This window comes from Yeosuana sp., from assembly GCF_057126245.1.
The window spans coordinates 1-19255 of record NZ_DBNGMQ010000033.1; the positions used below are offsets into that span (position 1 = coordinate 1).

Consider the following 19255-nt stretch of genomic DNA (forward strand, 5'->3'; position numbering starts at 1 on the left):
TACGCATTCCCAGACACCGCAGAACCTTCATCTACATTACACACATACATAACTGGTTTATCGGTAATAAACTGTGATGGATTTACAAAATCATTATAATCATCTTCACTAAACTCAAGGGTTCTAACAGATGTTCCAGCTTCAAGACCCGCCTTAATTTTCAACAAAACGGCTTCTTCTTTTTGAGCGTCTTTATTTCCTGTTTTTGCAGCGCGCTTTACCTTATCAAGCTTTTTGTCGACGGTTTCTAGATCCTTTAGTTGTAATTCCATATCAATGGTTTCCTTATCTCTAATAGGGTCTACATTTCCATCAACATGCACTATATTATCATTATCAAAACAACGCAACACATGTAAAATAGCATCGGTTTCTCTAATATTCGCTAAAAACTGATTTCCTAAACCTTCCCCTTTACTAGCCCCTTTAACCAATCCAGCAATATCAACAATCTCGACAGTAGCAGGTTGCACACGTTGCGGTTTTACTAATTCTTCAAGTTTTTCTAAACGTGGGTCTGGCACATTAACCACACCAATATTAGGTTCAATAGTACAAAACGGAAAGTTTGCACTCTGTGCTTTGGCATTAGACAAACAATTAAACAACGTTGATTTTCCTACGTTTGGTAATCCTACAATTCCTGCTTTCATTGAAATTTTATTTTAAGATTGCAAATGTAATTAATTCCTGTTTTAATTAAAGTAAAACTGTATACTATCTATTCATTTATATTTGTAACAAAAAAAAGGTTTACTCGTCAATACTATGAACCCATCAATTATGAAACATTTAATTTCCTATATATTAATATTGTCAGGTAGCATATGCGTTTACGCTCAAAACCTAACAGTTAAATTAGTAGATATAAATACAAAGAATCCTATTCCGTACGCAAATATAAAAACAGGGGATTTTAGTGGCGTCATTTCTAATGAAGAAGGGTATTTTACACTACATGATACCCAAAATGACACCCAAATAACCATTTCGTGTTTAGGGTATAAAAACAAAAACATCACCATTAAAGATATTACATCCTTAAACTTTGTGATTGCACTTGAAGAATCTATCAATGAGCTAAATACGGTTTACATTAGTTCTGAAAAACCAAATGCCAATGATATTATTTTAAAAGCAAGACAACACCTTTCGGAAAATTACGAAAACAAACTATACAAACATGAGATTTTTTCAAGAGAAACTGCTTTTATGGATTTTGATAAATTAGATTTTGAAATTGAAAAAGCATCGCACGCTAAAAAGAAAAATTTACAGTCTGCCAACAACAGTTTAGACTCCTTATCAAAAGCCATTATTAACAGTAAAACCAAACATTTTAAAGATTTTAAAGCTGATTTGTTTGTTGATGACTCCTTAAAAACCAAATTAGTTGTCCATAAAGCCACCGAACTTCTTGACCAAAAAAACAATCTATCTATTGAAGAAATTCAAAAAAGAGCACAAGACGTGATTCTTAAATATTTAGACACTACCTTAACGTATAAGCTTAAAACCGGTTTGTTTAAAATTGAAGATTCTTTATCGCTTAATGATAATGAAGACAAAGACAAAGAGAAAAACAAAAATGAATACGACGTTGGCGGTTTAAAAAGTCAAGCAGCTTCGCTATTAAAGCGCTCACAATTCTATGATAATTCTTTTCTTTCAAAAATTTTAGATGCCGACTTATACGATTATAGCCTTCAGGATGTTTCATATTTTAATAATGAATTAATTTACATTATTAATTATAAACCAAGTAGATCAAAATCTAAATACTCAGGCAAACTTTTTATAACAGATAGCACCTATGCCATTACTAAAGTAGATTTTGATTTTGCAGACGGCAAACGCGGTAAAAAAGTTAATTTAAAATTAATTTTAGGCGTTAAGTATATTGAAAATATGAGAAAAGGAACCGTGATTTTTCAAAAAGACTCCTTAAATAAATACCATCCACAGTATGTAAAATTTGAAGAAGGACGTTATTTTTATGTCAGCAGACCTTTAAAATTTATTGAGAACAGTCCAGAGAAAAATAAAACCAGTTTTGACTTTACCATTGAAGGTAATATTTTAACCAAGCAAGAATTATTGCTTACCAACAACACCAAAATAAGCTTAGATCCTTTTGATAAGATTACCGAAGAAAAAACGGTGCCATATATTAAGCTACATAAATACGACGCCAGTATCTGGAAACAAGACCAGACTCTAGAACCACTTACCGAAATGAAAGAGTTTAAAGGTGAGGAATAAACTATTTTTGGAATGACCCTTATCGCGCTGATATTAAATCGTTTCAATGTTTTATGTCAGACGATAAGCGAAGTTGAATTTTTTAAATAAGAAAATCAATACATTTGAAAAATCATTATATTATTAATATTAACGGATAATTATTAAAAATACACTTCCATATTCTAAATTCTTTACACAACAATACTAGCGTTTATATTCAAGATGAGCCCACAATGCAGCGCTAGGTTTCAAATACCTTGGTTTTGATATTTCTTCCTTCCATTTTTTTGAAATAAAGGCACTTTCCTGGATACGAGAATCTACATGTTTAAATAAGTCATTATTAATCCACATGGGTTGTACAGACCAATCTACATTAATATAAGCGAATGCTTTAATAACATCCTTGTTTTGGTTCAGCGTATTAAAAAAGGGAACAAACCAAGATTCCCAAGCTTCTTTTGCTACATTTGGTTTAGAAAGATCAGTATCAAAAAAAAGGCATTCGCCGTCTTTTGGTTCAAATTTAGCCATAATTGATTCTCTGTTATTATTAGAATTTGATGTCGTTTTTTTAACCGTTGAGCAACTAAAAACAAAACATACAATCGTAAAAGATATTATTTTCTGGTATTTCATATGTTTAATTTTATAAATTTTAGATTGACCGATTCAACCTACCAAGAAAGCTTCAAATGTTCCACCTCGTTTTGATAAAAATCCTCTAAATTTTTAACGAGTTCTTTAGAAAGCGGATTATGAGTACTTTCAATATTATTGTTTAGTTGAGAGATTGAGGTGTTTCCAGGAATAACGGTTGAAACAGCCTCATAAGCCAAACAAAAAGATATGGCTATTTGAGCCAGATTCTTCTCTAATCCAATGATATGCTTTACTTTATCAACTAAAAGACTTCTTATAGAAATATCCGTTTTAGACCATCGTTTTCTAATATCGTTAAAGATACTTTCAGCATTGTATTTTCCAGCAAGCCAACCGGAGTCAAGTGGAATTTTTACGATGATACCGAGTTCTTTTTCTATTGCCAAATCAAAGGCTTTTGCCGAATCTTGATGAAGTATATTAAAAAACGCTTCTATAACGCTGCCATTTGTTGTTTCTATAAACAATTTCATGTCCTTATAGGTATCTAAAGACGCGCCATAAGCTCGAATTTTACCTTCTTCAACCAAACGTTCTAAAATCTCATAGTGTGGATTATTATTACCGTCAAGATATTCTGAGGGAGGACTGTGCATAATCAAGGAATCTATATAATCTACTTGTAATCTTTTTAAGCTACCTTCTAAAGATTCACGAATATAATTGGCATCATAGTTTGTTTGTCCTGTTTCTGAATGACCAAATTTCGTATTAATCACCAAGGTACTTCTATCAAAAGACTTCAGTGCTTTTCCAAGTCGTAATTCACTGGTTCCACGGCCATAATTTGGAGCTGTATCAAAAAAATTAACACCTAGTTCTATCGATTTGTAAACCAGATCCATAGCATCTTTTTCAGACATACTTTTCCATCCGGAATTTTCACCAAGCTGCCAAGCGCCTAAACCAATTTCAGATACTAATGGGGATGCTTTTATATATTTATTATATTTCATGAATACGAATTTAATACGGAGAATATCTAAGATATAACTTTCCTGTAAACTAACAATACAATGACATGTAATAGCAAAAAAAAATCCCAAGCAAAACACTCAGGATTTTTTAATTTCTCAAAAATGAATATTTATTCTATTTTGTAGCTCTTAATAACCTGTCATTAATGGTTTTACCTAATCCATAATCAGGGAATACCTCAGCTACAATCATATCTAAATTCAAAGTATCTAATTTATGCAGTGTGCTATATAATTTAGAGGCGGCCTCTTTTAAATCTCCTGATTCGGATAAAACTTCAAACGCTTCGATGTTTGATAAATTCATCGTTCCAGAAAACCTTATAACACCTATCTTTTTATTTTTATGTCCTTGAATAAATGTTTCTATATCCTCTACCAAGTACGTTTTTGTTTTTGGCGCGTAGTGTCTGGCCAACATCCCTGGGGCTTCGGGTGCTAATTCCTTCTTATTTCTAATTTTAATCGCTCCTATTACGTCATTAATGTCCTCTATTGAAATAGATCCGAGTCTATAAAGTACAGGCTCATTATTTTCAAATCCTATAATAGTAGACTCTATCCCATTTTTGCAGTCGCCTCCTTCAAGAACCATTGAAATACTATTTTTAAAATAACCCTCTACGTGCGACGCTTTGGTAGGGCTTATACAACCAAATGGATTGGCGCTTGGTGCTGCCAACGGAAACGATAATTCTTTTAACAAGCTTAACGTAACCGGATGGTTAGGCATACGAATAGCGACCGTATCTTTTCCAGCAGTTATTAAATCTGGAATATGAGACTTTTTCTTCAAAACCAACGTTAAGGAACCTGGCCAAAAAGCCTTAGCCAATTTTTTAGCCTTTTCAGGAAAATCACTCACCAGTTCTTCCGCTTTTTCTAAAGAGTGGACGTGAACAATTAACGGATTAAATAAAGGGCGTTGTTTAATCTCAAAAATTTTACGAATGCCCTCTTCGCTGTAAATATTAGCTGCCAAACCATAAACGGTCTCTGTTGGTATGGCAACAACATCGTCGTTATTTAATATTTGAACTGCTTTGGAGATATCTTTAGAAACAATTGTCATAATTTTTTTATGCAAAAACAAAAAAACCCGAGCAAAACACTCAGGATTAGTTATCAATTTAAATTTTAAATTAGTCTTCTGGGTGCATAAAACGTTGTTTTGCCAACAGGACTTCTTCCGTTTCTACATGGTTATCATCAGGAACACAACAATCTACAGGACAAACTGCTGCACATTGTGGCTCGTCATGAAACCCTTTACATTCTGTACATTTATCTGGCACTATATAATAAACCTCATCACTTATGGGCTCTTGAGCTTCATCAGCATCAACCTCCGCACCATTGGTTAAAACTACTTTTCCTTTTAAACTGGTTCCATCATTATAGCGCCAGTCATCTGAAGCTTCATAGATAGCGGTGTTTGGGCATTCTGGTTCACAAGCGCCACAATTTATACATTCATCTGTTATTATAATTGCCATAGCATTTTCTTTTTCTAAATTTGCAAGTGCAAAAATAAAACCAAAACTATTCATAACCAAATAGAGAATGAATTTACAACAAAGAATTAACGCTTTTATAAAACTAGCAGATTTTTTAAGTCAGTTTTCTAATGAAATAATTCAAAAAAAAGAAACTGTTCAATCTAATGAGTTATTTTTTGAAGGCTTTAAACATCAATTAAAATTGGCCGAAGAACATAATGGTTGGTTTACAAAAGAAAATATAGTTTTTGCGCTTAAAGGCTGGGTAGAATCTTTAACTCCTGAAAATATTAATAATTGGCTGTCAAGATATAACATCACTGCCAAAGAACCCAAAAAAGTTGCTGTTGTGATGGCTGGCAACATTCCATTGGTTGGCTTTCATGATTTCTTATCGGTTTTACTATGCGGACATCATGTTTTGGTTAAACAGTCTTCAAATGATAAGCATCTACTACCCTATTTATCAAAATATTTAGAACATGTTGAACCAGGCTTTAAAGGAACCATAACTTTTACAGAAGAAAAACTAAAAAGTTTTGATGCCGTAATTGCTACCGGCAGCAATAATACAGCGCGCTACTTTGAATACTATTTTAAAGGCAAACCTTCTATTATTAGAAACAACAGAAATTCAGTCGCTGTTTTAAATGGTGATGAAACCTTAGAAGATCTTCAAGCCCTTTCAGAAGATATTTTTAGCTACTACGGATTGGGTTGTAGAAATGTATCCAAAATCTATGTTCCAAAAGATTATAATTTTGATTTGTTTTTTCAAGGCGTTTACCACTGGCATCCTATTATTGAAAAAGCAAAATATGCCAATAATTACGATTATAATAAAGCTGTGTATTTAATGAGTGAATTTGATATGCTTGAAAATGGGTTCCTAATGATAAAAGAAGACACAAGCTACGCCTCGCCTATTGCTACCGTTTTTTATGAATACTATGATTCTAAAGAGCAATTAAAGGAAAAACTAAAGGTTGAAACAGACGCAATTCAGTGTATTGTTTCAAACGGATTTATTGAAAATGAAGTTGCTTTTGGCAACACGCAAAAACCGCAACTTTGGGATTATGCAGATGATGTGGATTCTATTGAATTTTTATTATCAATTTGACGAAAAAATTATCGAATTTATAACATATAATCCTCAATTAATTAGGAACTTTGTATCTATTAATTATCAGAAATAATTATAACAAAAAATGAAAAAACATAACTTTAGTGCTGGACCCAGTATTTTACCTCAAGAAGTTTTATTAAAAGCCTCACATGCTGTCATTGATTTTAATAATGACGGCTTATCCTTATTAGAAATTTCGCATAGAAGCAAGCCTTTCGTTGATGTTATGGAAAAAGCGAGATCTCTGGTTTTAGAACTATTAGGACTTGAAGGAAAAGGATATAAAGCCTTGTTTTTACAAGGGGGAGCAAGCACACAGTTTGTAATGGTTGCTATGAATCTTTTAGAAAAGAGAGCTGGTTATTTAAACACCGGTACTTGGAGCAAAAAAGCCATTAAAGAAGCTCGAATATTAGATGATATTTATGAAGTCGCTTCTTCTGAAAGTGCAAACTTCAATTACATACCAAAAGGATACGATATTCCAGAAGATTACGATTATTTCCATTGTACCTCAAACAATACAATTTTTGGCACACAAATAAAATCTTTTCCAAACTCACCAATACCAGTGGTATGCGATATGAGTAGTGATATTTTTTCTCGTGTTTTGGATTTTTCAAAATTTGATTTAATCTATGCGGGTGCTCAAAAAAATATGGGCCCTGCAGGAACAACATTGGTGGTTGTAAAAGAGGACATACTAGGCAAAGTATCTCGTAAAATTCCTTCAATGATGGATTATAAATTACATATTGGAGCTGGCAGTATGTTTAATACACCTCCTGTTTTTGCTGTTTATACCTCTATGTTAACCTTAGAATGGATTAAAAATCTTGGTGGTATTTCAAAAATGGAAGAAATAAATGATAAGAAAGCAACTGTGATGTATTCTGAAATTGACTTAAATCCATTATTTAAAGGGTTTTCAACAAAAGAAGACAGATCCTTTATGAATGCAACATTCACTCTTCAAAATGAAAATTTAAAAGAAACGTTTGAAACCATGCTTAAAGAAGCAGGTATTAGCGGCTTAAACGGACATAGAAGCGTTGGTGGATATAGAGCGTCTATGTATAATGCATTGCCCCTAGACAGTGTTAAAGTGCTCGTAGAAGTAATGAGCGAATTAGAAAGTAAAGCTTAAATAAAATGTCATTCCAAACGAAGTAAAGGAATCTCGTATCAAGATTTCCACGCCATACTTCCTTGCAATGACAAAGAATAATAAATTTAATTTGAAGTTGAATTATTAATCGTTCCCAGAACTTTTATTTTTTAACTTATAACTTTTAACTTATATAAATGAAAGTATTAGCAAACGACGGAATTTCTAAAAGCGGAATTGATGCGCTAGAAAAAGGTGGTTATGAAGTAATAACTACAACCGTTGCCCAAGATCAATTAATAAAATATATTAACGACAATCAAATAAGTGTATTACTAGTTCGTAGTGCAACAACAGTTCGTAAAGACCTTATAGATGCTTGCCCGAGTTTAAAAATTATAGGCCGTGGTGGTGTTGGCATGGACAATATTGATGTTGATTATGCAAAAAGCAAAGGACTTCATGTTATAAACACGCCAGCCGCTTCTTCACACTCTGTGGCCGAATTAGTTTTTGGTCATTTATATGGCTTAGCACGTTTTTTACATAACTCGAACAGAGATATGCCTTTAGAAGGGGACAGTAATTTTAAAGCTTTGAAAAAAGCCTACGCAAAAGGAACAGAATTAAAAGGAAAAACATTGGGTGTTTTAGGTTTCGGACGTATTGGCCAGGCGACTGCTAAAGTAGCTCTTGGAGCCGGCATGAAAGTTATTGCTTTCGACCCATTTCTTGAAAAAGCTAATTTAGAATTAGATTTTTTTGACGGACAAAAAGTAAATTTCGAAATTGAAACTATTTCTAAAGAAGAAGTTTTAAAACAAGCGGATTTTATTACGCTTCACGTACCTGCTCAAAAAGGCTATGTGATTGACGAAGCTGAATTTAATATGATGAAAGATGGTGTTATTATCGCAAATGCAGCACGTGGTGGTGTAGTAAATGAAATTGCACTTGTTAAAGCTATTGAAAGTGGTAAAGTTTCCAGAGCTGCCTTAGATGTTTTTGAAAAAGAGCCAAAACCGGAAGTTCAATTATTAATGAATTCTGCGCTTTCTCTAACGCCTCATACTGGTGCTGCAACAAACGAAGCACAAGATAGAATTGGTACTGAATTAGCATCACAAATAATTAGTATTCTCGGATAGTAATAATTAAATACTGCGACTAAAAAGTTATATTTAAGTCCTATACGTTATTGTGTAGGACTTTTTTTATATAAAATTGACACACTATTTATTAAACGTTATAAAATTAAAATTATGTCAGGAATATTAGACTTAATAAACAGTGACCTAGGTAAAACAATTATTAGTGGTGTTTCCAACCAAACCAATCAACCACAAAATAAAACACAAGATATTTTAACAATGGCACTACCGGTTTTAATGACGGCTATGAAACGAAATGCTGCAACCCCAGAAGGTGCTGAAGGGTTATTAGGTGCAATTAGTGGCAAACATGATGGAAGCATATTAGACAATCTTAGCAGTTTATTTGAAGGTGGTGTTGACTCTAATTTATTAAATGATGGTGGAAAAATATTGGGTCACGTTTTAGGTGGCAAGCAACAACACGTTGAAAATACATTAGGAGCTAAGGCAGGAATAGATGCAGGTTCTGTTGCTCAAATATTAAAAATAGCTGCGCCATTAATCATGGGTTATTTAGGAAAGCAGGCTAAACAAGAAAGCGTTAGCAATTCTAGCGGTATTGAAGATCTGTTGGGTGGTTTACTGAGTGGTAACTCTAAAGAACAAGAACAAAGCTTCTTAGAATCTATTCTTGATGCTGATGGCGATGGTAGCGTTATTGACGATGTTGCAGGGATGGTTTTAGGTGGTTCTAAAAAGAAAAGCGGACTGGGAGGTCTATTAGGTGGCCTTTTTGGAGGTAAATAATAATTAAATTATCAATGAACTATAGTGCGTCAGTCATAAAAGATTGGTGCTTTTTTTGTTAAAAACCATTAAAGTTTAAACTATTGAAGATGGATTTCGTAAATTAAAGGTAAAATATAGCTCATGAAACATTTTATTTACTTTCTTCTAATAATTAGTTTCTTAATTAGTTGCAACACTTCTAAAAACGCAAACTTAAATAGCCCTAAAGAAATTGATTCCACTATTAAGAATGACACCGTAACTATTTCTAATGATGAATTGGAATATGAAATAATTATTATAGAACCTGGTTTTAACAGTTGGTTAATCAGCAATGCAAAACCAAGAGGTTTTTATTCGCAAACATTTCTTGAATCAAGAAATCAAATCTATGTAACAAATTGGAATATAAGAGTTTTACAACCCAGTTATTACAAACCAAATTTATACGAAATGCAAATTGATTATCAATCTAGTATAGATTATGGTTATGAAGTAAATTATTTGTTATATAACTATTTTATTTACTTCCAACTTCATTATAAACAAAGATTAGGTCCGTTTACCCCTAGAATATAAAACTCAATTTCTTATTTTTGTCAAAAATTAACTTTTTGAAAAAATTAAAAGAACGTTGGGAAATAACCTCGAATTGGCAACTGGCAATTATTTTTTTTGTGTTTGCCATCACTGGCTCTACGTCCGTGTTTATTAGTAGGCCATTGATAAAAATAGCTGGTATAAATAAAGAAAATTTACCAACCTTAGTTTATTGGGTATTGTATATTATTATAGGTTTTATTTTTTATCAAATTTTTCTTGTGTTAATCGGATGGCTTTTTGGACAGCACAAGTTTTTTTGGAATTTTGAAAAGAAAATGATTCGCAGACTTGGATTAAAAAGATTTATAGATTAATGAATTCTTTAAGAAGCCATATTGTTTCTAAAATTGCGGTGTGTATTCTAGCTTTCTTACTGCTAGTGCCTACTGCAATAAAATTTTCACATGCTTTTAATCATTATAAACACGACGTTTGTTTAGGAGAAAAAAGCACGCATCTTCATAAATCTGATTTAGATTGTACATTTTACAAATTCAAATTCAGTGGTAATTTTTTAATCAATTTTAATAATTACAATGTATTTTCTCCTGAAGAAAAACAGCTCAAAATTGATTCACAGTATTACTTTTTAATTAGTTACCAGAAACTTCACTTTTCGCTTCGTGGTCCGCCTTCTCAGGTTTAAAAATCACGTCCTCTGATTTCCTTCAGAGAAAATAAACATATACTAATTAAAAAGCTATAACTAATAACAAAATTGCATTAATAAAATGCTTCTTATTTAGCTAAAAAAATATCTATATGAAACAATTAATAAACCTGATGTTGCTTATGGCAACGACACTTTTATACTCACAAAACACTTTAGAAGGCACTGTAATTGATAATGAAACAAAACAGGAATTGCCTTTTGTCAATGTATATTTACCAAATCTTGAAAAAGGAATCATTACAGAGAACAATGGCTCTTTTAAAATAAACGACCTGCCATCTGGCAGCCATAAAATAGTATTCTCAATGATAGGCTATGAAACCCAATCAATAAATGTTTTAATACCTATTACTGAGTCCCTAACCATTTTTTTAAACCCTTCAGCTATAGAAATGGAAAGCGTTATCATTTCTACACCTTTTCACAAATTACAAAGTGAAAACGTTATGAAAGTAGAACAAGAAAAGGTTTCCAATATGAAGGCGCAAGGCTCATTAACGCTTGCTGATGGCATTACTAATATAGCAGGTGTTGAGAGTGTTACTACAGGATTGGGTATAGGAAAACCCGTAATTAGAGGCCTCAGTTCTAATAGAGTATTGGTTTACACACAAGGAGTAAGATTAGAAAACCAACAATATGGGGACGAACATGGTTTAGGAATAAGTGACGCTGGGATAGAAAGCGTCGAAGTTATAAAAGGCCCTGCATCATTGCTATATGGTAGTGATGCTTTAGGAGGCGTTCTATATCTAAACCCTGAACGATTTGCAGAAGAAAACACATCCAATGGTGATGCCAGTTTTAATTTTTTTAGCAATACTGAAGGATTTGGTACAAACGCCGGCTTTAAATCCTCTGAAAATAACTTTAAATTTTTATTTAGAGGTAGTCTTGCTGAACATTCAGATTACAAAACCAAAGACTACCGTGTTACAAATACGCGATTCAGGGAACAAGATTTTAAAGCAGCTATAGGCTATCATAAGGATGCTTTTAAAACAGAATTCCGCTATAATGTAAACAATGCAAAATTAGGGATTCCAGAAGAAATTGGAGAACAATCAACAGCCAAAACACCTTTACTACCCTATCAAAACGTTACAAACCATGTGCTTAGCTCAAAGTCAACTTTGTTTTTTAAGAATTCAAGTTTAAATATCAACTTAGGGTATATTTATAATGACAGAAAAGAATTTGAAGAGCATCATCATGATGAGGAAGAACATGAAAACGAGGAACACGAAAACGAAGACGGCATTTTAGAAGCAGCACTTCATATGAAATTAAAAACGGCTAATTATGATGTAAAATATCATTTACCAAAATTAGGCAAATTTGAAACTATTGTTGGTATCCAAGGTATGAATCAATCCAACACCAATTATGGTGAAGAAGAATTAATACCTAATGCCACAACAAACGATTTTGGAATTTTTGCCACGTCTCATATTCATTTTGAAACAACAGATATTCAAATTGGAGCTAGATTTGACAACAGAGCAATTGATGTAAATTCTGGAATAAGTAAAACCTTTAATAGCTTTAATGGTGCCTTAGGTTTTAAAACAAATCTTCTAGAAAATCTTGTCTCTCGATTAAATTTTGCAACAGGGTTTAGAGCGCCTAATTTATCGGAATTAACATCTGACGGTTCTCATGGTGGCACTAACCGTTACGAAATAGGAAATGATGCTTTAACAAGCGAACAAAACTTTCAAACCGATTTAGCTCTTGAATATAAAACTGAACACATCGAAATTTTTGTAAACGGATTTTACAATCTGATAAATAACTATATCTACTTATCACCAAATGGAGATATTATTAACCAAGATCCCGTATATATCTATGCTCAAGATGATGCCAAATTATATGGTGGTGAATTTGGGTTTCATTTGCACCCACACCCTTTAGATTGGTTACATTTAGAAACAAGCTTTGAATCGGTAACAGGAAAGCAAAATAACGATGAGTATCTACCATTAATTCCTGCGAATAGTTTAAACAACATGATTAGGTTTGAATTTGAAAATGCTTCAATTAAACAAGGTTATGGGTTTATACGTTTAAGATCTGTTTTTAATCAGAATAATTTTAGTGAATTTGAAACAAAAACGCCGGGATATAATCTATTAAGCGCAGGTATTGGCGGAACTATCGTTATGTTTAAAAACGAATTAGCTATAAGTGTTTCAGGTAATAATTTAACAAATAAACAATATATAAGCCATTTGTCACGACTTAAACCTAATGGTATTTTCAATATTGGTAGAAATATAAGTTTTGGTGTAACTTATAATTTGTAAAATAAAAAGAGCGCAGTATTAAACATATTGCGCTCTTTATTTAACTTCTTTTAAAAATCTATTTTCTTTTAAAAACGTACGTATATAACCACATAAGTGTAAACGTTGGAACCACATCTACACCAGGCAATGCTTCTTCAACAAAGTTTATAACAGCAGCCACCTTTCCTGATCTACCTTTATAAAGTTTAGTCATAATCCACGCTGAAATTGGTGCCCAAATAATATCTGAAAACTCTCCTATTCCCGGAATTAAAAAAGACACATACCCCATAGCGTCCAGTATAATCCCTAAAATTAGTTTTTTGTATTTACTCATATTAAAAATTCAACATCAATGAAATAACAAGACATATATCACAAATTATTTTCCTATAAGTTTTAAAAACTCATTGCGGGTTTCAATTTTTTCAAACTGACCTCTAAATCCGGAAGTTGTTGTAATGGAATTTTGTTTTTGAACCCCACGCATCATCATACACATATGAGAAGCTTCAATAACTACGGCGACTCCTTGAGGCTTCAAAGTATCATTAATACAATCTAAAATTTGCTCGTTTAACCGCTCTTGCACTTGAAGTCTTCGTGCAAACACATCAACGATTCTAGGTAATTTACTTAACCCAACAATTTGACCGTTTGGAATATATGCAATATGTGCCTTGCCGAAAAAAGGTAGGATGTGATGTTCGCAAAGTGAATATAATTCAATGTCTTTTACAATAACCATTTCATTATAAGACTCTTTAAACATAGCACTTTTAAGAATCTCAACAGGGTCTTGATGATAGCCTTGTGTTAAAAACTGCATGGCTTTGGCGGCACGTTCTGGTGTTTTTATTAATCCGTCACGCTCTGTATCTTCTCCCAAATCCTTAATAATGTTTTTGTATCTATTTTTAACATCATCAGTAACTTGTATATTGTATTCTTCAAAAATTTTATATGGCATTTTATTCTTTTTTTAATTTTTCGTTATAATATTGAACTAATTTCTTCAATTTTGGTTGAATGACAAACTGGCAATAAGGCTGTTCTTTGTTTAAATTATAATAATTTTGATGGTCTTCCTCTGCCAAATAAAAGATCCCTAAAGCGGTAATTTCTGTAACAATAGGGTCTTTAAAAATCGTCTCTTTTTCAAGTAACCTTAAAAATTCTTCTGCAGTATTTTTTTGATTCTCATCACTATAGAAAATAGCAGAACGATATTGAGTTCCTACATCATTTCCTTGCCGGTTTAATGTTGTTGGATCATGGGTAGCAAAAAAAACTTCAAGTAATTCTGAAAAACTAATTTTATTATCATTAAACGTTATTTGAATTGCTTCAGCATGCCCGGTTCTTCCGGTACAAATCTCTCTATATGCTGGATTTTTTATATTTCCACCAGTATATCCAGAAACCACTTTTTCAACACCTTCAAGTTTTAAAAAAATGGCTTCTATACACCAAAAACATCCACCTGCAAATGTGGCTAATTTTAATTTTTCGCTCATCCTATTACTATTATGTTTTGAATGTTATTTAAAATACTCTTGTTAATATCTGAATCGTATTCCTTGATAATATAAATGTTCAAATGAAAAAAAGATAAAGTTAAAGATATTTTGGTTGCTTAAAATGTTAAAAACTTACAAATTGATATTTTAAGAATAATGCTAAGATACTAAGAGATTTTAATCTTGTACTTTAGACTGTAAAATACTATTTTCACATTCTATAATAAACAACATGATTCAGGCAAAAAACATTCATAAGTATTACAACGATTTACACGTTTTAAAAGGTGTTGATATTCATGTAAAAAAAAGTGAAGTGATTTCTATTGTAGGAGCTTCTGGTGCGGGAAAAACCACCTTGCTGCAAATATTAGGAACACTGGATCAAGCCTCGAAAAAGGAAGATTTTGAACTCATTATAAACGACATAAATATTAATTCCTTGAATGAAAAAGGGTTGGCCAAATTTAGAAATGAGCATATAGGGTTTATTTTCCAATTTCATCAATTGCTACCTGAGTTTACAGCTTTAGAAAATGTTTGCCTTCCTGCGTTCATCAAAGGAACTAAAAAAGTAGATGCCGAAAAACGAGCATTAGAACTTTTAGATTTTTTAGGACTTTCAAACCGTTATAATCATAAACCAAACGAATTATCTGGAGGTGAACAACAACGTGTCGCGGTTGCACGTGCTTTAATTAATAATCCAGACTTAATTTTTGCTGATGAACCTTCTGGTAATTTGGATAGTGAATCTGCTGAGAATTTACATAACCTCTTTTTTAAACTACGTGATCAATTTGGGCAAACCTTTGTAATAGTTACCCATAATGAAGAACTCGCAAATCTAGCCGATAGAAAACTTGTGATGGTCGATGGGAAGATTCTTATTTAATTAAAATGGCTTAACATATATGCTAAACCATCTTTATTAATTTATTAAAAAACTAATCCTTCCAGACTAAAATTATTTAGTTTCTATCCCGTATTTTTTAATCCTCCAGAAAGTGAGTTTATTATTGATAAAAGCTTTGTTAATATCTGATCTCCTTCAATAGGGTTTGTGTCTTTTATAGCCCGCCATTGCTTTAAATACGTAATATGAAGTTCGTGTAGTACCTGTAGCTCTTTGTCTCGACGTTTTAAATTATCGATCTGTCCTACTCTTCTACTTGCTACCGATTCTCCTAGTAAATCTTCAATATGAATAATACCAGCTTCATAATCGGTTAAAATCATATTTAAAAGCTTCGATTTAATACCAGAATCTGTTTCCATATCTGCGTAACGCTTCATGAGGTCTGAATTTGCAAGAATTAAATTCGTTTCTATTTGGATAAATAAAAATTTCAAGAATGGCCAAGTTTCAATAAATTGCTTTAACTCTTCAAATTTTGAAGGTTTTTCTTTTTTGAGTTCATTTAAAGCTTGTCCAACACCATACCAACCGGTTAATGCAAAACGTGATAAATTCCAACTAAATACCCAAGGGATGGCTCGAAGGTCGTTTAAAGTTCTTTGCCCTGTTCTTCGCGCAGGACGTGAGCCAATTTTACTATTCTCTAAAACATCGATTGATGTAACCTGACTAAAAAAGTGAATAAAATCAGGATCTTCAATCATCATTTTATAATATTTTAGTGATGCTTCAGTAAGCCAATCTAAAGTTTCAGATGGATATTTTTCTTCTGATTTATTTGTAGAAAGTGGCATTGTTTGACGAGCAACTCCCGACGTTAACATATTTAAATTATAGGTTGCCGTTAATGGATTTCCAAATTGTTGCGCAATAGATTCTCCTTGAATTGTTAACTTAATTTGGCCGTTTACTGTATTAAGTGGCATACTCTCCAAAAATCGGTGATATTTTCCCCCTCCGCGACTTATAGTCCCTCCTCTTCCATGAAAAAAGTAAACTACTACATTAAACTTTTCACCAACTTTGCATAGGCGTTCTTCTGTTTTATAAAGATTCCATTTACTGGCCAAAGTACCACCATCTTTATTACTATCGCTATACCCAAGCATTACTTCTTGTGTATTCGACACTAACTTATTTCTGTTTTTAGTAACAGTATGACCCAAGAAAGCATCTAGAATAATATGACCCATCTCTAAATCGGGGATTGTTTCGAATAGAGGTACTACACGCAAACTAGTATTTAAAAGTTGCGTTTCTCTCATTAAAAAGTATATTACTAATAAATCGCTCAGACTTCTAGTCATACTCACAATCAAAGACCCAATACCGTCTGTTCCGTATTGGTTAATGTGCTGCCTTAAAACTCTAAAACAATCTAATACGTTATCGGCTTCGTCACCATACGATATTGTTATATCAGATACGGGCGCATGTTTTTCTAATTCTTTAGTTAAAAAATTTACACGAGATGCTTCATCCCACACATTAAAATCAAATTTTTCAAATCCGGATTTTTTTAATATTTGAGTGACAGCCTTTTCGTAAAATGTACTGTTTTGTCGAATATCTAATTTGGCAAGGTGAAATCCAAAACATTGAACAGCTCGTTCTACCGGAAACACCAAATCTATAGCAATCCCTTTCGCGCCATTTTCAATTAATATATTTCTGATAAATTTTAAGTCTTCTTTTAAAAAGCTACTTGATCTGTAATAAGAATTTGAATCACTATGATTCTGAGAAATAGTATTTTCAAGCTTAATAACCAACAGACTAATGTATTGACGCCATGGTTCGTAAGGATTTCGTTTTAATGCATGCTCTCCAACCAAACCAAGTGCTTTTGCTAGCTTATTTACTGCTTCAGTCAAAGCATTAGGAACGGGGTTACTAATAGCAGATAACGTCATACGTGATGCTAATATAACCACTTTTTGGTGTATAATTTCTAAAGCTTTATTTCGATGTATTAATAAAGTATCTTGCGTTATACTCGGCGTTACAAAAGGATGGCCATCGCGATCGCCTCCTACCCAACTTCCAAAATTATATTGTGGATAATTTTCTGGAAAACTCAATTTATCAGCATCAAAACCCATTGCAGTCCATGAATCCTTTAATTGCTGATCACTCTTTTCTAAAACTTTTGGGAATACATGACTTAAATAGTATACAATGTTATCACGTTCTGAAGTTATGTCAGGTTTTTCAAGATAAATCTCACCTGTTCTCCACCAACGTTCTAATAAATGGATGATTTTTTCGCGTATGCCATTTTTTTCAGATTTAGATAATGCGGTGTTTTCTCTTTGTACTAAAAGTAAATATAACTCTCTATGTAGTTCTACGATGGACACTCTTTTTGCTTCTGTTGGATGAGCTGTTAGAACCGGCATTACATTAACAGTAGCTATCTGTTCTAACATTTCATCTTCACTCAAGCCTTGAGTAATCCACAATTTAAAAGTTTCTCCCCAAGAACCACGAATGGATGATACGCCTTTTTCATTTTCAAGTTGTCTACGATATTGAGTTGCAGCATTTTCTTCAACTAAAGTTATTAACTGAAAATAAATTCCTAAGGTTTGAATAATTTTCTCGTCGGGAACAGAAATATGTTTTATTTCATTTTCTGAAAATTTATTTAATTGTAAAAGTTTTAATGTTTCATGCTCATTTATACGAATTAACATATCTTCATAACATGAAAGTATGAATGTTCTGTCGTCAATAATTTTTTGGAATTCGTTGGTTTCAATCTGTTCGGTCATTAGATTTTCCTATTTAAGTATTAGACATGTTTATTTAAAAGACTATTATTTTTAACTAAAAACACGTTTTACTATTTTTGGTATAAATTTATACGAAATAATTCATTTTAACTAATCACTTATTCTGAATCGTGAACAAAATTGACCTTAAAGAATTTCTTGACACTAAAGTCCTTCAGTACAATAATGCCAAGTTTATTGAAAGTGATCCTATTCAAATCCCACATCAATTTTCATTAAAAGAAGATATAGAAATTGCAGGTTTTTTAACAGCAACGATTGCTTGGGGCAATAGAAAAAGCATTATAAATAATGCCAATAAAATGATGTCATTATTAGAACAGTCCCCTTATGATTTTGTAATGAATCATCAAGAATGTGATTTAAAAAATCTTAAAACCTTTGTTCATCGAACTTTTAATGGAGACGATTTCATTCAATTTATAACATCGCTTCAACATATTTATAAAAACCATGAAGGTTTGGAATCTGTGTTTTCGAAATACGCTAAAGAACAGTCACTTCAAATAGCCATTTCAAAATTTAAAACTGTTTTTTTTGAAATTGAGCATTTAAAGCGAACCCAAAAGCACATAAGTGACCCTTTAAAAAATTCCGCTGCGAAACGACTTAATATGATGCTCAGATGGTTTGTGAGAAATGATAATGCTGGCGTGGATTTTGGTATCTGGAAAAGCCTCTCGCCTTCTCATTTATCGTGTCCATTGGATGTACATTCTGGAAATGTGGCCAGAAAACTAGGCCTACTCAAGAGAAAACAGAATGATGCTAAAGCGTTAAAAGAGTTAGATACCTCATTACGTTTATTAGACCCTAAAGACCCCGTTAAATATGATTTTGCTCTCTTTGGTTTAGGCGTTTTTGAAAATTTCTAATTAATTGATTTATTCTAAAAAATGAAAACATACAATAATTATAGTTTAGTTATTAAAAAATATACGGGAATAATTA

The 19255-nt window shown here is 32.4% G+C and carries 20 protein-coding genes; 11 read left to right on the forward strand and 9 right to left on the reverse strand.

Annotated features, from left to right (window positions below; all coding sequences use genetic code 11):
- Window positions 1-653, reverse strand: a 653-nt coding sequence (gene ychF, locus AC15TD_RS03090) for a redox-regulated ATPase YchF (RefSeq protein ID WP_484450674.1), incomplete at its 3' end; no start/stop codon positions are given.
- Window positions 654-783: 130 nt separating this feature from the next.
- Here ychF and AC15TD_RS03095 point away from each other — a divergent pair.
- Window positions 784-2262 carry a carboxypeptidase-like regulatory domain-containing protein gene (locus tag AC15TD_RS03095; protein WP_484450675.1) on the forward strand — a complete coding sequence of 493 codons (1479 nt, stop codon included), beginning with the start codon at window positions 784-786 and terminating at the stop codon, window positions 2260-2262.
- A 186-nt stretch (window positions 2263-2448) separates the two neighbouring features.
- On the opposite strand, the gene AC15TD_RS03100 is transcribed toward AC15TD_RS03095, so the two are convergent.
- The 4 genes from AC15TD_RS03100 to AC15TD_RS03115 all read right to left on the reverse strand — a co-directional run bounded on the left by AC15TD_RS03100 (window position 2449) and on the right by AC15TD_RS03115 (window position 5380).
- A complete protein-coding gene (locus AC15TD_RS03100; protein WP_484450676.1) occupies window positions 2449-2883 on the reverse strand; it encodes a hypothetical protein in 435 nt (144 codons plus the stop codon).
- A gap of 38 nt (window positions 2884-2921) precedes the next feature.
- On the reverse strand, window positions 2922-3863 hold the full coding sequence (locus AC15TD_RS03105) for an aldo/keto reductase (protein WP_484450677.1): 942 nt from the start codon (window positions 3861-3863) through the stop codon (window positions 2922-2924).
- 136 nt (window positions 3864-3999) lie between these two features.
- Window positions 4000-4956 carry an L-threonylcarbamoyladenylate synthase gene (locus AC15TD_RS03110; RefSeq protein WP_484450678.1) on the reverse strand — a complete coding sequence of 319 codons (957 nt, stop codon included), beginning with the start codon at window positions 4954-4956 and terminating at the stop codon, window positions 4000-4002.
- 70 nt (window positions 4957-5026) lie between these two features.
- Window positions 5027-5380: a 4Fe-4S dicluster domain-containing protein gene (locus AC15TD_RS03115; RefSeq protein ID WP_484450679.1), complete on the reverse strand. Its 354-nt coding sequence runs from the start codon at window positions 5378-5380 to the stop codon at window positions 5027-5029.
- A 67-nt stretch (window positions 5381-5447) separates the two neighbouring features.
- Here AC15TD_RS03115 and AC15TD_RS03120 point away from each other — a divergent pair, with 67 nt between their 5' ends.
- The 8 genes from AC15TD_RS03120 to AC15TD_RS03155 all read left to right on the forward strand — a co-directional run bounded on the left by AC15TD_RS03120 (window position 5448) and on the right by AC15TD_RS03155 (window position 13088).
- Window positions 5448-6506, forward strand: a complete 1059-nt coding sequence (locus AC15TD_RS03120) for an acyl-CoA reductase (RefSeq protein ID WP_484450680.1) — start codon at window positions 5448-5450, stop codon at window positions 6504-6506.
- 88 nt (window positions 6507-6594) lie between these two features.
- Entirely contained in the window at window positions 6595-7659 is a 1065-nt protein-coding gene (serC, locus tag AC15TD_RS03125; RefSeq protein WP_484450681.1) for a 3-phosphoserine/phosphohydroxythreonine transaminase, read from the forward strand.
- A gap of 158 nt (window positions 7660-7817) precedes the next feature.
- The gene (locus AC15TD_RS03130) at window positions 7818-8768 is read left to right on the forward strand and encodes a D-2-hydroxyacid dehydrogenase (protein WP_484450682.1); all 951 of its coding nucleotides are present in this window, start codon (window positions 7818-7820) and stop codon (window positions 8766-8768) included.
- A gap of 114 nt (window positions 8769-8882) precedes the next feature.
- Window positions 8883-9521 carry a DUF937 domain-containing protein gene (locus tag AC15TD_RS03135; protein ID WP_484450683.1) on the forward strand — a complete coding sequence of 213 codons (639 nt, stop codon included), beginning with the start codon at window positions 8883-8885 and terminating at the stop codon, window positions 9519-9521.
- A gap of 123 nt (window positions 9522-9644) precedes the next feature.
- Window positions 9645-10082 carry a DUF6146 family protein gene (locus AC15TD_RS03140; protein ID WP_484450684.1) on the forward strand — a complete coding sequence of 146 codons (438 nt, stop codon included), beginning with the start codon at window positions 9645-9647 and terminating at the stop codon, window positions 10080-10082.
- Window positions 10083-10117: 35 nt separating this feature from the next.
- Entirely contained in the window at window positions 10118-10420 is a 303-nt protein-coding gene (locus AC15TD_RS03145) for a DUF6787 family protein (RefSeq protein WP_484450685.1), read from the forward strand.
- Window positions 10420-10752, forward strand: a complete 333-nt coding sequence (locus AC15TD_RS03150; protein WP_484450686.1) for a hypothetical protein — start codon at window positions 10420-10422, stop codon at window positions 10750-10752. The genes AC15TD_RS03145 and AC15TD_RS03150 overlap by 1 nt, the downstream gene beginning before the upstream one ends.
- 116 nt (window positions 10753-10868) lie before the next feature.
- Window positions 10869-13088 (forward strand): TonB-dependent receptor, encoded by a 2220-nt coding sequence (locus AC15TD_RS03155; RefSeq protein ID WP_484450687.1) that lies wholly within the window; start codon window positions 10869-10871, stop codon window positions 13086-13088.
- Between the two features lie 58 nt (window positions 13089-13146).
- On the opposite strand, the gene AC15TD_RS03160 is transcribed toward AC15TD_RS03155, so the two are convergent.
- From AC15TD_RS03160 to msrA, 3 genes are read right to left on the reverse strand one after another with little or no spacing between them, the layout of a single operon-like run.
- Window positions 13147-13407 carry a hypothetical protein gene (locus AC15TD_RS03160; RefSeq protein ID WP_484450688.1) on the reverse strand — a complete coding sequence of 87 codons (261 nt, stop codon included), beginning with the start codon at window positions 13405-13407 and terminating at the stop codon, window positions 13147-13149.
- A gap of 45 nt (window positions 13408-13452) precedes the next feature.
- Window positions 13453-14040 (reverse strand): GTP cyclohydrolase I FolE, encoded by a 588-nt coding sequence (gene folE, locus AC15TD_RS03165; RefSeq protein WP_484450689.1) that lies wholly within the window; start codon window positions 14038-14040, stop codon window positions 13453-13455.
- Between the two features lies 1 nt (window position 14041).
- Window positions 14042-14587, reverse strand: a complete 546-nt coding sequence (gene msrA, locus AC15TD_RS03170; RefSeq protein WP_484450690.1) for a peptide-methionine (S)-S-oxide reductase MsrA — start codon at window positions 14585-14587, stop codon at window positions 14042-14044.
- Between the two features lie 235 nt (window positions 14588-14822).
- On the opposite strand from msrA, the gene AC15TD_RS03175 reads away from it, so the two are divergent.
- Window positions 14823-15485, forward strand: coding sequence for an ABC transporter ATP-binding protein (locus AC15TD_RS03175; RefSeq protein ID WP_484450691.1), 663 nt, complete (start codon window positions 14823-14825; stop codon window positions 15483-15485).
- An 83-nt stretch (window positions 15486-15568) separates the two neighbouring features.
- Here AC15TD_RS03175 and AC15TD_RS03180 read toward each other — a convergent pair whose 3' ends face one another.
- Window positions 15569-18283: a phosphoenolpyruvate carboxylase gene (locus AC15TD_RS03180; RefSeq protein ID WP_484450692.1), complete on the reverse strand. Its 2715-nt coding sequence runs from the start codon at window positions 18281-18283 to the stop codon at window positions 15569-15571.
- A gap of 131 nt (window positions 18284-18414) precedes the next feature.
- Between AC15TD_RS03180 and AC15TD_RS03185 the strand changes: the two genes are divergently transcribed.
- A complete protein-coding gene (locus AC15TD_RS03185; protein ID WP_484450693.1) occupies window positions 18415-19179 on the forward strand; it encodes a TIGR02757 family protein in 765 nt (254 codons plus the stop codon).
- Window positions 19180-19255 lie beyond the last annotated feature (76 nt).

Coding starts and splice junctions, on each gene's coding strand:
- AC15TD_RS03150 (WP_484450686.1), top strand. CDS start 10,420: ATGAATTCTTTAAGAAGCCATATTGTTTCTAAAATTGCGGTGTGTATT.
- AC15TD_RS03180 (WP_484450692.1), bottom strand. CDS start 18,283: ATGACCGAACAGATTGAAACCAACGAATTCCAAAAAATTATTGACGAC.
- folE (WP_484450689.1), bottom strand. CDS start 14,040: ATGCCATATAAAATTTTTGAAGAATACAATATACAAGTTACTGATGAT.
- AC15TD_RS03175 (WP_484450691.1), top strand. CDS start 14,823: ATGATTCAGGCAAAAAACATTCATAAGTATTACAACGATTTACACGTT.
- AC15TD_RS03120 (WP_484450680.1), top strand. CDS start 5,448: ATGAATTTACAACAAAGAATTAACGCTTTTATAAAACTAGCAGATTTT.
- AC15TD_RS03155 (WP_484450687.1), top strand. CDS start 10,869: ATGAAACAATTAATAAACCTGATGTTGCTTATGGCAACGACACTTTTA.
- AC15TD_RS03160 (WP_484450688.1), bottom strand. CDS start 13,407: ATGAGTAAATACAAAAAACTAATTTTAGGGATTATACTGGACGCTATG.
- msrA (WP_484450690.1), bottom strand. CDS start 14,587: ATGAGCGAAAAATTAAAATTAGCCACATTTGCAGGTGGATGTTTTTGG.
- AC15TD_RS03115 (WP_484450679.1), bottom strand. CDS start 5,380: ATGGCAATTATAATAACAGATGAATGTATAAATTGTGGCGCTTGTGAA.
- AC15TD_RS03130 (WP_484450682.1), top strand. CDS start 7,818: ATGAAAGTATTAGCAAACGACGGAATTTCTAAAAGCGGAATTGATGCG.
- AC15TD_RS03110 (WP_484450678.1), bottom strand. CDS start 4,956: ATGACAATTGTTTCTAAAGATATCTCCAAAGCAGTTCAAATATTAAAT.
- AC15TD_RS03105 (WP_484450677.1), bottom strand. CDS start 3,863: ATGAAATATAATAAATATATAAAAGCATCCCCATTAGTATCTGAAATT.
- AC15TD_RS03095 (WP_484450675.1), top strand. CDS start 784: ATGAAACATTTAATTTCCTATATATTAATATTGTCAGGTAGCATATGC.
- AC15TD_RS03100 (WP_484450676.1), bottom strand. CDS start 2,883: ATGAAATACCAGAAAATAATATCTTTTACGATTGTATGTTTTGTTTTT.
- serC (WP_484450681.1), top strand. CDS start 6,595: ATGAAAAAACATAACTTTAGTGCTGGACCCAGTATTTTACCTCAAGAA.
- AC15TD_RS03140 (WP_484450684.1), top strand. CDS start 9,645: ATGAAACATTTTATTTACTTTCTTCTAATAATTAGTTTCTTAATTAGT.
- AC15TD_RS03135 (WP_484450683.1), top strand. CDS start 8,883: ATGTCAGGAATATTAGACTTAATAAACAGTGACCTAGGTAAAACAATT.